This is a genomic window from Runella sp. R5_40, from assembly GCF_057652295.1.
Genome location: NZ_JBYFCH010000020.1, coordinates 18,299 through 31,013, shown reverse-complemented (window position 1 = coordinate 31,013; position 12,715 = coordinate 18,299). Strand labels below are relative to the sequence as shown.

The 12,715-nt window shown below is 42.9% G+C and carries 15 protein-coding genes; 9 read left to right on the top strand and 6 right to left on the bottom strand.

All coding sequences use genetic code 11. The features are described 5' to 3' along the window. Positions 1 to 21: 21 nt before the first annotated feature. Complete coding sequence (locus AC23N5_RS24580; protein ID WP_183975808.1) at positions 22 to 501, bottom strand: C40 family peptidase; 480 nt, start codon at positions 499 to 501, stop codon at positions 22 to 24. Positions 502 to 625: 124 nt separating this feature from the next. Between AC23N5_RS24580 and AC23N5_RS24575 the strand changes: the two genes are divergently transcribed. Next, the gene (locus AC23N5_RS24575; protein ID WP_487757651.1) at positions 626 to 952 is read left to right on the top strand and encodes an ArsR/SmtB family transcription factor; all 327 of its coding nucleotides are present in this window, start codon (positions 626 to 628) and stop codon (positions 950 to 952) included. Between the two features lie 51 nt (positions 953 to 1,003). Further along, positions 1,004 to 2,335, top strand: a complete 1,332-nt coding sequence (gene arsN2 / locus AC23N5_RS24570; protein ID WP_487757650.1) for an arsenic resistance N-acetyltransferase ArsN2 — start codon at positions 1,004 to 1,006, stop codon at positions 2,333 to 2,335. Between the two features lie 57 nt (positions 2,336 to 2,392). On the opposite strand, the gene AC23N5_RS24565 is transcribed toward arsN2, so the two are convergent. Next, a complete protein-coding gene (locus tag AC23N5_RS24565; protein WP_487757649.1) occupies positions 2,393 to 3,904 on the bottom strand; it encodes a hypothetical protein in 1,512 nt (503 codons plus the stop codon). Positions 3,905 to 4,050: 146 nt separating this feature from the next. Here AC23N5_RS24565 and AC23N5_RS24560 point away from each other — a divergent pair, with 146 nt between their 5' ends. Next, complete coding sequence (locus tag AC23N5_RS24560) at positions 4,051 to 5,193, top strand: hypothetical protein (protein WP_487757648.1); 1,143 nt, start codon at positions 4,051 to 4,053, stop codon at positions 5,191 to 5,193. Positions 5,194 to 5,205: 12 nt separating this feature from the next. Here AC23N5_RS24560 and AC23N5_RS24555 read toward each other — a convergent pair whose 3' ends face one another. The 3 genes from AC23N5_RS24555 to AC23N5_RS24545 are packed head-to-tail and all read right to left on the bottom strand — an operon-like array spanning position 5,206 to position 7,249. After that, entirely contained in the window at positions 5,206 to 5,610 is a 405-nt protein-coding gene (locus tag AC23N5_RS24555; RefSeq protein ID WP_487757647.1) for a YqhG/Tai3 family protein, read from the bottom strand. Between the two features lie 23 nt (positions 5,611 to 5,633). Next, positions 5,634 to 6,542 carry a hypothetical protein gene (locus AC23N5_RS24550; protein ID WP_487757646.1) on the bottom strand — a complete coding sequence of 303 codons (909 nt, stop codon included), beginning with the start codon at positions 6,540 to 6,542 and terminating at the stop codon, positions 5,634 to 5,636. Positions 6,543 to 6,571: 29 nt separating this feature from the next. Next, complete coding sequence (locus AC23N5_RS24545; RefSeq protein WP_487757645.1) at positions 6,572 to 7,249, bottom strand: hypothetical protein; 678 nt, start codon at positions 7,247 to 7,249, stop codon at positions 6,572 to 6,574. A gap of 140 nt (positions 7,250 to 7,389) precedes the next feature. On the opposite strand from AC23N5_RS24545, the gene AC23N5_RS24540 reads away from it, so the two are divergent. Continuing rightward, positions 7,390 to 7,617, top strand: a complete 228-nt coding sequence (locus AC23N5_RS24540; protein ID WP_487757644.1) for an AAA family ATPase — start codon at positions 7,390 to 7,392, stop codon at positions 7,615 to 7,617. A gap of 141 nt (positions 7,618 to 7,758) precedes the next feature. On the opposite strand, the gene AC23N5_RS24535 is transcribed toward AC23N5_RS24540, so the two are convergent. Further along, the gene (locus AC23N5_RS24535) at positions 7,759 to 8,403 is read right to left on the bottom strand and encodes a hypothetical protein (RefSeq protein WP_487757643.1); all 645 of its coding nucleotides are present in this window, start codon (positions 8,401 to 8,403) and stop codon (positions 7,759 to 7,761) included. Between the two features lie 337 nt (positions 8,404 to 8,740). Here AC23N5_RS24535 and AC23N5_RS24530 point away from each other — a divergent pair, with 337 nt between their 5' ends. The 5 genes from AC23N5_RS24530 to yiaA all read left to right on the top strand — a co-directional run bounded on the left by AC23N5_RS24530 (position 8,741) and on the right by yiaA (position 12,653). Continuing rightward, entirely contained in the window at positions 8,741 to 9,589 is an 849-nt protein-coding gene (locus tag AC23N5_RS24530; RefSeq protein ID WP_487757642.1) for an AAA family ATPase, read from the top strand. 45 nt (positions 9,590 to 9,634) lie between these two features. Then, on the top strand, positions 9,635 to 10,843 hold the full coding sequence (locus AC23N5_RS24525) for a vWA domain-containing protein (RefSeq protein ID WP_487757641.1): 1,209 nt from the start codon (positions 9,635 to 9,637) through the stop codon (positions 10,841 to 10,843). A gap of 141 nt (positions 10,844 to 10,984) precedes the next feature. Next, positions 10,985 to 11,692 carry a 16S rRNA (uracil(1498)-N(3))-methyltransferase gene (locus AC23N5_RS24520; RefSeq protein WP_487757640.1) on the top strand — a complete coding sequence of 236 codons (708 nt, stop codon included), beginning with the start codon at positions 10,985 to 10,987 and terminating at the stop codon, positions 11,690 to 11,692. Between the two features lie 58 nt (positions 11,693 to 11,750). Beyond that, positions 11,751 to 12,209, top strand: a complete 459-nt coding sequence (locus AC23N5_RS24515) for a LytR/AlgR family response regulator transcription factor (protein ID WP_487757639.1) — start codon at positions 11,751 to 11,753, stop codon at positions 12,207 to 12,209. Positions 12,210 to 12,224: 15 nt separating this feature from the next. Beyond that, positions 12,225 to 12,653, top strand: a complete 429-nt coding sequence (yiaA, locus tag AC23N5_RS24510) for an inner membrane protein YiaA (RefSeq protein ID WP_122929858.1) — start codon at positions 12,225 to 12,227, stop codon at positions 12,651 to 12,653. Positions 12,654 to 12,715: the final 62 nt, after the last annotated feature.

Sequence of the window (12,715 nt, the reverse complement as noted above, 5' to 3'; positions counted from 1 at the left end):
AAACCCTTTGCACACTCGACATTACTTAATCACTCTCCGCACACCTACATATCTCTTTTTGTAATAGTCGGCATGAAGGACGTCGTAGCGGATGCCACCTTTCCAGGCTGAGTGGATGAATTTGACGTAGCCATCGCTAACGGCGACAATCATTCCGACGTGGCCAATACGGGCGCTTTTTGAGTTGCTTCCTTTGAAGAAAATTAAATCACCTGGACGTGCTTCGCCAAGGGCGATTTCGACGCCGTGGGAGATTTGGGCGGCGCTAGAATGGGGAAGGAGCATCCCAAATTTAGAAAAACAGTATCGTACAAAACCTGAGCAGTCGAAGCCTTTGGGAGAACTCCCGCCTGAGCGGTAACGGTAGCTAAGGTGCTTTTTTGCAAATGACAGAATATCAGTCGTTAATGAGTTGGTTTGGGTCGAATCGACTGCTTGTTTTTGGGCAAAAGAAAAGGTCGATAAAAGGCATAATCCTAGAACAAAAATCCACTTCTTCATCAGTTAGGTACTTTTTTATAGGGTTGAACGCTTCCCCAAGTAAGTAAAGAAAGTTTTGTTAGCCAAATTTTTTGGATTAAAATTTATATCGTAACATTGCGATAAATTAGCATTTTTACACCAAATGGGAACAACAAAATCGGAGGTTTTTACCGAAGAAGAAAACCGAATTGCGGACTTGGCCAAGGCGTTTGCGCATCCTGCCAGGGTGGCTATTTTGCGACTTTTAGCCGAGAAAAAAGCCTGCGTTTGTGGCGATTTGGTGGATGAATTACCGCTTTCCCAAGCCACCGTTTCGCAACATTTGAAGGAGCTGAAACGCATCGGAATCATCAAAGGGGACATTGCTCCTCCGCGTGTTTGTTACTGCATCGACGAAGTTGTTTGGAACGAAGCAATGCAGTCTTTCGGGCTGTTGTTTTCGTTGTACCTTAAAAATGATTGCTGCTAAAATTTTTTGCTTATATTTATCGTAATATTACAATTAAAACCAATGCTTACAATGACAACAGACGAATCGCTCAAAAACTTGGTGCGTGAAAAATACACCGAGGTGGCTAATCAATCAAAGGATTTCAAGGCGGCTTCTTGTTGTGGCTGTGGCCCAAGTTGTGAAACAGACGGCGAATTTTTGGGAATCATGGCCGAAGACTACACACAACTAAGCGGATACGTGGCCGATGCCGACTTGGGCTTGGGATGTGGGCTTCCTACCCAATTTGCCCAAATCAAAGAAGGCGATACGGTCATTGATTTAGGCAGTGGCGCAGGTAACGATGCCTTTGTAGCGCGGGCCGCAACGGGGAATTCGGGCAAGGTGATTGGAGTGGACTTTACGGAAGCCATGATTGCCAAAGCACGGGCCAACGCCGAAAAATTGGGCTTCAATAACGTGGAGTTTCGCCAAGGGGATATTGAAGCGATGCCCGTTAGTGATAATGTCGCTGATGTGGTTGTGAGCAATTGTGTATTGAATTTGGTGCCGAACAAAGCCAATGTGTTCAAAGAAATTTACCGCACCTTGAAGCCTGGTGGGCATTTTAGCATTTCTGACATTGTGTTGGAAGGGGAACTGCCAGCGGGGCTACAACATGCCGCTGAAATGTACGCAGGCTGTGTGTCGGGGGCGATTCAGAAATCAGACTATTTGGGGTTGATTGAAAAAACGGGATTTGTCAACATCACTCTTCAGAAAGATCGTGAAATTGTACTTCCTGATTCGATTTTGGCCGAATACATTTCGAGCGAAGAAATTGAGGCGTACCGTAAAGGGAATTTGGGAATCTATAGCATTACAGTTTACGCCGACAAACCATCGCCAGCGGCGGCAGAAATCCGAATTCGTACGGCAAAACCAACTGACAAAGAATCGGTTACGGAATTGTTGCAATCGGCAGGTTTGCCTACGGAAGATTTAAACCCTGAGTTACCCAATTTCTTACTTGCATTTGTGGATGGTCAGTTGGTTGGTACGGCAGGAGTGGAGGTAACGGGCGACTACGGACTTTTGCGTTCGGTAGCGGTGAAAGAGTCCTTTCGGAACTATAAAATTGCGCAACGTTTGGTCAATGATTTGACGAAACAAATGCGCTTGCAGTGGGTAAAAGAACTGTATTTAATCACAACGACAGCCGAAACCTATTTTGCGAAACAGGGTTTTGAAAAAGTAGAACGCGCCGCTGTTCCCGCTGAAATAGCACAATCACAGCAGTTTAGCGGCCTATGCCCAAGTTCGGCCACGGTGATGAAGAAGTCGGTAGAGAAACCCAAAATCAAGCTGTTGGAGTTAGAACAAGCGTCGTCGTGTTGCACACCCAATTCGGGTTGTTGTTAGGATGTGCTTGGAAAACGGATTGAATGGATTAAACGGGTTTTTGTGGATAGAATCCGTTTAATCAAAATCGGTTTGATAGACCACTTTTCCCGTGTAGGAGTTGGATACTTTGACCCAATCTACAGAACCCGTTCCTTTAAACGTAAAACGAATATCGGTTAGGTTGAAAAAGTTTTCTCGGCCTTCATACTCGCCCTGAAATACCGAAATTCCATTGACAAACACTTCGACTTGCTTGCCCCTCAATTGGAGTTTAAAGGTATTCCATTCGTTGTGGTTTATCCCAAAATTATCTAAATCTACATTTTTGCCCTGTTGGAGGTTGCCTTTCCTAAAAATCGTTTTACCTACGATCAATTTGGCATAATCGGAGCAACCCTTCATCGTAAATTCTGACTCGGCAATATTAAGGTGTTTATCAGTTAGCAAAATATCGGTATTAAAACAGCTTTCGCCGCCTTCATTTTCAGGGTTTTTCAGGCGGGCTTCTAAGGTCACACTATCAAGACGAAGACCGAAATCTTGCGTGAGTGCATACACGGAGTGGCGATAATCGTCTTCTCCTTTTATTTCGTTGGGTAATTCGCGCGGATCCAAATGAAGCACCCCATCGTTGATGTAGGTCTTAACAGTGCTGATGTTGGTCGTCCAATTCTTTTCGTATGCTACCCCAAAACCCCAAGCTGCCCATTGATTTGGATAAGAAAACACGGTATGATAGTCGGTTTTGATGTTGTGTTTATTGACCAATAAATTGAGACGATAGACCCCAGGGTAAAAATACGTTTGAGAAACTGTGTCACAAGGCTTGGCACTGCTCGTGATGTAACTGACGTAATTGTTTGCGGATACAATTCTCCCAACCCCCAAAATCAATTCGACGTCTCGAACGCGTTTAAGCGACTGTACATCGTACATAATACGAACCGATTGAGGATATTTTCCCACCGTTTTGATGACATTAAACTGTACTCCTTTGACCTCTTCGGAAGAAAAGGGGCGGTTTTGCCACCAATTAAAACCCAAATAAATGAGAGCAAACACGGTCATTATTCCCAAGAGAATGGGTACAAATCTCGGGAGAGTGAACTTTGGTTGTATAATTTGAAACGTCGTATTAGCCTCATCAGAGAGCGGAATTATCTGCGTTTTACGAAGGGCTGGTAAAAAAGATTCTTCGATATTGACGTAGTTGATGTGGATATTTTGGCGGTCGATTTCGTTGTTTTTTTGTTGAAAGTCAGTCCAGTCAGCATAACCTAAATAGACTGCTATGACGTTGCGGAAGCGGGTCTGAATGCGTACCTCTTTGGTACCATATTCAAAAATAAAGCGACGCAGAAAATCTTTGCTGAAGAGTTCATTTTTGATTTCTCCATTGAGTTGTTGGTGTAAGACTTCCTCAATATCAGCCAGCAAGGCTTCCAAAAACGCATTTTTACTTTTAAGGGCTTCAAAACTGCTGAACTCCTCAAACTCCTTTTGCCATTTGGAAGGCCATTCATTGACCACCTGTTGTAAGAATTGTTCGCGAAGCTCGTGCAAGTAAATTTTGTCTTTAAGCAACATAAACCAGTGAGTAGTAGGGTAAAGGTAGATAAATATACCCTTTGCAAAATCTTTTGCAAAAATAAATCCTTGGCAAACCTGATTTTGCCAAGGATTTATTCTGTGCTGGGCTTTATTTCATGCCTTCAAACTCATCATTCATCCTCATGAAAAAAACAGCTATTTCCCTTCTGGTTCTATTTTTTGTCGCTTTTACCGCTTTTGGACAGAGTGTTACGCTAACCCCCACCACGGATAAGCAGCTTACCTTGACTGCGGCGGGGGTAGCAGTACCCAACATTACCGGGCAACGATCGGATGGGACATCGGCAGCACCGACTGCTTTACCGAGTGGTGCCTGGATGATGAGTATCTATGGACGAGGCTATAATGGCAGTGGATATTCCACTAACGCCAGCTCGGCCATTACTTTTGGAGCCGCCCAAGACTTCACCCCCACGGCAAACGGCTCCAATATTCAATTTTATACGACCCTTTTGAATACGCTCTCCACTCAGGAAAGAATGAGGATTGACCACAATGGCAGAGTAGGGATTGGACTAATTAACCCAGCTACCACTCTGGATGTAAACAGCCCTTCAAATTTTATTGCTAAATTCAACGGAGTGGGTGCACAAACGTATATAGCCCTTCATGAAAATGGAGTCTATCGCGGCTATTTGGGTTCCTTTGCTGGTGCTGCCGAAGATGTTGATTTTGGAACGGGTGCCAGCAACTCCACGGGAAAACTGCATTTGACCATAAAAGCCATTCCTCGACTCACCATTGACACAACGGGCAATGTGGGTATTGGGACAAGTATCTTCGCAACAGGCGAAAAATTTGCAGTGAGAAATGGTACAACGCAATTTGGGATATTCCCAGGGTATTTTGATGCCATCCCAGACGCCAACTGGACTACTTTTAAAACACCCTTGAGGATTCAGAATGATTTTTCAGTGAGTGGTAGGATAACCACCAATAATGCATTAGATGTAAATGGCTTTTCAAAATTAGGCAATGATGCCCCTGCCATCAAGGTGAAGAAATTGACAGGTACTACGGGGGCAGCACAGGGAGATATAATTCCTATCAGTCACGGGCTTACGAGCACAAAAATACTGTCAATTACTGTGTTGGTTCAATTTGAGACAAATGGGCAGTATGTCCCTCATTCTTACACAAATATGAATGGGTACCAGTTCGATTTTTATTCAGATGCAACTAATATTCAGATTCGAAACCACCCCACAAACAGTGGTCAAATTTTATCAAAACCTATTAAAGTTATGATTACGTATGAGCAGTAAAGAAGAGAGGGGTTATTGAACCCCTTTTATATCATCAATCAGCCATTGGTTGGCCACATTGTTGAGTGTGACGGTTGCGGCTTTTCCCCCAAACATCCATAACTCAAAAGTAGCTTTGGTAGCCGCACTGGAGATGGGCTTGATTTTAAATTGATCATCAAAATCTTGCGCCTGAACGATGGGGTCGTAGCCGCCTTCGTTGTCTTTTTCCATTTTCTGGTAAAAGACGGTTAATCGTTTACGAAACGCAGTATTAAACTCGGGTCGCTTGAGCACCTGACGCCATTCAAGCATGGCGCCTTTGGTAGTGTACCATTTGTAAAAGTCCTGAACCGTTTGAGCGGCGGTTTTGGTTTGCCCATAAGAGGTGTTTGCAAAGTACCCCAAAACGAAAAATAATACAAGAATTCTGCGCATTGTGAATAAATAAAAAGATAGAGTTAAAACTTGTTTAAAATAGCAATAAGTTGCTTTTTATCAGCACTATCAGCGGTTTTGCTAAGGATGTTTTTCCAATCATTTGCCGATTTTTTTACTAATTTTTTGTCGGCGGCATCGTAGGTTTTGGTCTCCGCTGGATCTGAGTACTTAAACTCTTCGAGAACGGACTGAACCAGCGCGTTGGCATTTTTTCCTTTGGGATGTCGTTTTAGGTATTCACCTGATTTGGATAGGGCACGGTCCAACACACACACCCAATAGCCTTCACATTCGCCACCCGTTTCGAGTTGGCTTGCTTCGTAGGCGATACGTTCTTTGAGCGGGTCGGTGGCAGGGACTGTCGCTTCCAGTTTCCACAAAAGGTCTTGTTGTAAAAAATGGCCTGCGTTCCCATAGTCGCTGTAATAGACCTCTTTTTTATGGCTATCAGTCCAAGATTTTAATTCATTGGTGCCAAACGGAATGCTGCGTGCAATGCGTTGAATGGTGACCAAACGAAAGAATTCTATCTCTGCCAATTCGGTAGGAGTGAGTGTTTTATCCGTTTTGAGGGAAGTAAGCCAGCTTTCCACTTCCACGTTGGCGGCTCCACCTTCTTTGGGTTTGTTGTTATAACTACGAGCGATGCTCAAAGAGACTTCCTTCGGCGTAGGTTTATCTAATGCCACAATTTGGGAAGGGGTTACCCAACCCGTGGCTCCTTTGTCTTGGCTAATTTTTAAAAATTTACCATTGGCTGATTTTTCAAGAAGTTTGACTTTGGCTCCGATTCGATAACTGCCTGCGGTTGCCCCCGTTGAGGCAGGATTTTTGAAGGCGCTCACTTTGGGTTGTGCGACCATGTATTCTTGAGCAACGACGCTCAAGGAAAAAAGCAATACAAAAAGTATAGAAAATAGGTTTTTCATTGGATTTAAAGGATAGGGTTTGAGTCATATTAGAGGTAAACGTCTTTGTAAATCGCGTACTGAACGGGTTTAAACGTTTTGAGTTTCAAGAGTGGCTTCTTGCCAATGTTGAGCTTAGTAACTTTGTCTTTTGGCGTATTTCCTTTGGCATCTTCTCCTGCACCTTTGGAAATCTCGGTGGCACCCGTGATGAGGTTAAAGTCGTATTTTTCGTACGAACCGTCGTGCGTAGAGCTTGCCGTGTATGTGGCACCAATCATAAACCAATCATTATCTTGGAATCTCCAACGGTAAGCATATCCCCATCGACTAGAGCTCCCTCCGTAAAAACGTACCAAAAGGGTGCCTCTTTCCACCGAAAGCCCTTCCCACGGGTCGCCAAAGACACCGCCTTCGTTGGACAGCATGATTGATTCGTTGGATTGAATCGCAAGTTTGTAACTTCCATCGGCTTGTTTGAACGCCACCAAAAGAATACGGGGTTGCTGGTCGTTGTCGGTTTCTTTTAGGTTTTTAACGGGTTTGTCGGCTTCAATAACCGCCGCGAGGTCGGGAAGGTTGTCTTTATTAAGGTCGCCTTCGGCTTTTTCGTGAATGTGCCAGCCCTTCGGCACAAACGATTCCACTTTGGTACCCGCAACGGGTAAAATGGGGTACTTATAGGATTGAAAAAATAGAGTAACTGAGAGTAAAGTAGGTAAGAACATTGTGAGTAAGTTTTGCCCAAATGTACGTAAGATTCTATTTTATTATCCATCATTTTGGGCTGTTTTTTATCGTCCCCCTTTGTTAGGAAGAACTTTCAAAAAAAACGTAATTTGCGTTGGTAAAAGAAAAATAGGAACGTATGGTTCAGCAAGTAACGATTGAGAATTTCAAATCTATCGAATCCTTAACCTTAGAGTTGGGGTGGGTAAATGTCTTTATTGGTGAAAACGGAAGCGGGAAAAGCAATATCCTTGAAGCAATTGCTATGGGTTCGGCAGCAGCGGAAAATAAATTGAGCAATGAGTTTTTAGTTTCGAGGGGAATTAGAGTGACTGAACCTCAGGCTATGCGGAGTGAATTTGTTTAAATAAATATATGCTTAAACGTGCTTAATGACGCAAAGGGTTATGTACTAATTGTGTCTACAGTTTTTTGTAATAAAAATATTCTTCCTAGAATAAACGTTGTTATTAAAGGAAGAATATTGTGGTTTATAAAATTGGAGAATCTAAAAGAAATATGTGCCTTTAATTGACGCATAACTTCGCCCTCTATACTCTCCAGAATTACCCCACCAACTTTTAAATCTTCCATGTTCATTATTCTCCCACAATGGGTTTATTTCTGCCATAAAGGAAAGCTTAGAAGATGCTAATCCAGCTCTAAAGAGAAGCCCAGAACATGACCCTAACGTAATTTCTCTATTATTATAGGCCATTAATTGCCCTTGCCCTCTGTAAAATGTACCTACTCCAGCTCCTATGAATGGAGTGAAGGTTTTTGTGTCATTTTTGAAATGTTTTTCGATTGTCAATGCCCAAGATAACAATGAGTTAGCTTTGATTTGCCCATAGTCGTTGCTTGTTTTTGCATCAATCGTGTAAGTAGCTCGGTAGTTTTTTAAGAAGGAATTTTCTAATCGTAAGCCTAGGTATAACCCCCTTGAGATTCTATATTGAGGCTCTAAGTGAATGGAAGGAGCCATTTTGGCTAACCAAAGCCCTCCATAACGGTAGGTAGAACCTAGTCCTACTCCAATGCCTAGCCGTAATTTTTTTGGCTTTGAGTCGGTTTCTTTGTTTTTTGAATCATTTTGGGATACGGCAGCCAATGAAATGGCAATAAATGCAAAAAAAAGTGTTGATTTTTTCATAATTCTCAATTGTTTATGTTTTTTTAGTATAAAATAAGTGTTCTAAAAAAAGAGCCGTATTAGTTGCAAATCTTTTATTGTAACACTCATTTATTAGTGAGACTGACTTTTTGTAAAAAGTAACATTTTTTTAATATTTTGTAAATTAAAAAAGCAAAATAATGACAGTAAATAGGATTTGGTGACTTGTTGATTTTATGTTGTTTGCTGTGATAACAAAAGTTTTATTGGTAAAATTTTAGAAAATGAAATTAGTATGAGGGTTTAATAGTTTTATAAAACTTTCAAAAAAAACGTAATTTGCGTTGGTAAAAGAAAAATAGGAACCCCTACACACATGACGCCTCAATTTGAAGGAACCGAAAAGTACGTCGCAACGCGTGAGTTGGCCGTGGCCGTGAATGCCTCAGTGAGTTTGCAAAAACCGCTGCTGCTCAAAGGCGAACCTGGCACGGGCAAAACCATGCTTGCCTATGAAGTGGCCAAAGCGTTGGGAAAACGACTCATTACGTGGCACATCAAATCAACGACACTGGCGCACCAAGGTTTGTACGAATACGATGCCGTTTCGCGACTGCGTGACTCACAGCTTGGTGATCAGCGGGTGTATGATGTGGAGAATTATATCAAAAAAGGCAAATTGTGGGAAGCCTTTGAGGCCGAAGAGCAGGTCGTGCTGTTGATTGACGAAATCGACAAAGCCGACATTGAGTTTCCTAACGACTTGTTGCAAGAACTCGACCGTATGGAGTTTTTTTGCTATGAACTCAACCGAACCGTTGCGGCAAAACATCGTCCGATTGTCATCATTACGTCCAATAACGAAAAGGAATTGCCCGACGCGTTTTTGCGGCGTTGCTTTTTCCATTTCATTCGTTTTCCTGATCGGGAAACCATGCTCCAAATTGTCAATGTTCACTATCCCGACCTTGATAAAGAGTTGTTGGAACGGTCGTTAAAACTATTTTTCGCCGTTAGGGACGTGAAGGCGCTGAAAAAGAAGCCCTCTACCAGCGAATTGATTGATTGGATTAAGTTGTTACTTTGGGCGAAAGTATCCGCCGATGACCTCAAAGACCTTGAGTCAATGCCCGAGGTGCCGCCTTTTTTGGGGGCATTGCTCAAAAATGAACAAGACAATGACTTGTACGCAGCCTTACGATCCAAAGGTTTTCGGCCTTATTAAGCGCTTGTGATTATCCATTAACTCTTTATTCCTTCGCTCACAAAGATGTTTTTAGACTTTTTTTTATTGCTCAAAAAACACGCACTTCCAGTATCAGTGGGGGAGTATCTGAACTTATTGGAAGGACTCAAGCAGCAGGTCATTCAAATGAGCGTGGAAGAGTTTTACTACTTCAGTCGGACGGTATTGATTAAGAATGAAATGCACTACGATTTGTTTGACCGACTGTTTGCGGAGTATTTCAAAAACGCCGAAACTGTCGAAGCCAAATTGTTGGAAGTGAATGTGCCGCCCGATTGGTTTGAAGACGCCCTCAAACGAGAATTGACGGAGGAAGAAAAAGAATTGATTGAAAAAATGGGCGGTTTGGAGAAACTCTTTGAGCGCTTTCAACAATTATTGCATGAGCAAAACGAACGTCATTCGGGAGGAAATACGTGGATTGGTTCGGGGGGAACGTCTCCTTTTGGCAATAATGGTTACAATCCTGAGGGTTTTCGAGTGAAAGGCCCTTCGGCAGGAAACCGAACGGCGTTGAAAGTGTGGGAGCAACGGGAGTATAAGAACTACGATGAAGACATAGAACTCAATACCCGAAACATGAAAATGGCACTTCGGCGTTTACGAATCCTGACGCGGGAAGGAGCCGACGAAGAACTTGACATGAATGCCACCATCGAAGGTACAAGCCGAAATGGTGGGATTTTGGATATTCATCTGCACCCGTCGCGCAAAAATAACGTAAAGGTGCTGTTGCTACTCGACGTCGGAGGTTCGATGGACGACCACATCGATTTGTGTTCGCAGTTGTTTTCGGCGGCCAAATACCAGTTTAAGCACATCGAATACTTTTATTTCCACAATTGTATTTACGAAACCCTTTGGCGGGATAACAGTCGGCGGTCGAGCCGAGTACCGACGCTGGAGGTTTTACATAAGTATAATAAAGACTACAAAGTAATTTTTGTGGGTGACGCTTCCATGGCTTCCTACGAAATCACTCATCCCAAAGGAAGTGTGGAACATTACAACGAAGAAGCGGGTATGACGTGGTTGAATCGTTTTAAAGAACAATACCCTCATTTCGTATGGTTAAATCCAATCGCGGTAGCAGACTACTGGAAATATACCCATAGTATCAGTATTATTCGAGAATGGTCCGAAAATCGGATGTTTCCACTGACCCTAAATGGATTGACGCAAGCCATGAAATGTTTGAAAAATCCTAAAATTAAATTTGAAACGAGCGTTTGAGTCCAACTATTTTAAAACACATAGGGCACAGATAGGATAAACACATAGTAAACATATTCATCTGCGGTCATCTGCGACTTTAAATCCGCGCAAATCTGCGGGGAAAGTTTAAAGGTAACGCAGCAAAGTTTAACTCCAAATATGCATTTATTTTTCCAACCTGATTTCTCTTCAATTTCTGCCCTCACCGACGATGAGGCTTTCCACGCCGCCAAAGTGTTACGCCTGCGCGAAGGAGAAACCGTTCAAGTAACCGACGGTCAAGGAAGTTGGTACGACGCCCAAGTGCGTCAGAGTACGCCCAAGCGGTGTGATTTACAGATACTAAAACAAACCACTTACGAGCCACGTCCGTATTCCATCGAAATCGCTTTGGCCCCCACCAAAAACATCGACCGCATTGAATGGTTTGTCGAAAAAGCGACGGAAATGGGAATGGATAAAATCTCGTTTTTCTATACCAAACACTCAGAACGACGTACGATTAAACTAGACCGCTTGCAAAAAATAGCCGTTTCGGCCATGAAGCAGTCGTTGCAAGCGTACTTGCCTCAGTTAGAAGAAGTGGGTGATTTTGAAAAATGGTTGCCCAAAGCGTCGGAAGCAACGGCGCAAAAATTTATTGCCCATTTACCTGACGATGTGCTTCCGCCGCATTTGTTGAAAAGTGCTCTTCCAAAACAAAACTACCTCGTGTTAATTGGCCCTGAGGGGGATTTTACGACCAAAGAAATCGAATTGACGCAACAACTTGGGTTTCAAATGGCCGTGTTGGGCAATACCCGCTTGCGGACGGAAACGGCAGCGTTGGTGGCGTGTCAGACTTTGCATCTCATAAACATACCATAAAGCTGCACGGTTTAGGTCGTGTTTGCTACGGTTTACTTACTTAATATCCCGATTCACTGTGACATTTTTTTTAATGGTGGCTACTTTCCTGAATTTTGGAATGTTGATTTTAACCCTTATAAATGCTACATCCATTATGTCACAGGCATCGTACTTTTCGCTCCCTCCGTTAAAAGAAAGCCGTTTATCGCATATATTTGTGCATGTGGGCGGTATTCCTAGACCTATCGACAAATTCCAAATCGTCTATATGCAGTCGGAGGTGAACTATACCCGACTTTTCTTAAAAAATGGGAAGTCTTATTTGGAGTCAAAAACTTTGAAGCATTTCAACGAAGTTTTGGGAAACGTTGATTTTGTACGTATCCATAAGTCGTACCTCGTCAATGCCAAACATATTGTAACGATGACTCCTGACAATGTGCTGTTGCTCAACGGCGAAGAATTGCCCATTTCGCGGCGGAAACGTAGGGCCTTAAAAAAAGATAATGCACTGACAAAATTTTGGGGAAATTAGTAAACCATACAAATCATGAATCAAAAACCATCTTCGGCATTTATTGGCGCTTCTTGGGTCGCACTGGGCGCAGGCATGGCAGGCTACATTATTGGGCTTTGGAGGGCCGAACTCCCACTTAATGAAAAAGGATATTATTTTACGGTTTTGATGTACGGGCTATTCGCCGTTGTGTCAGTACAAAAAAGCGTGCGCGACCGCTTGGAAGGTATTCCAGTGACGGATGTGTATTACGGAATCAGTTGGTTTTCAACTATTTTGTCCATTTCTCTTTTGGCCATAGGGCTTTGGAATGCCACCATGCTTCCAAGCGAAAAAGGATTTTATGCTTTTGCGTTTCTGTTGGCACTATTTGGAGCGATTGCTGTTCAAAAAAATACCAGAGATAGCCAAGACAGTCCTTCTTCTAAAACTGGTACTAAATTTGATAAGGATTCGTTGTAATTGGTGTACAAACTTGCGTGATTGAATCGTTTACGTTAAGTTCGTGCAACGGTTCATTCATC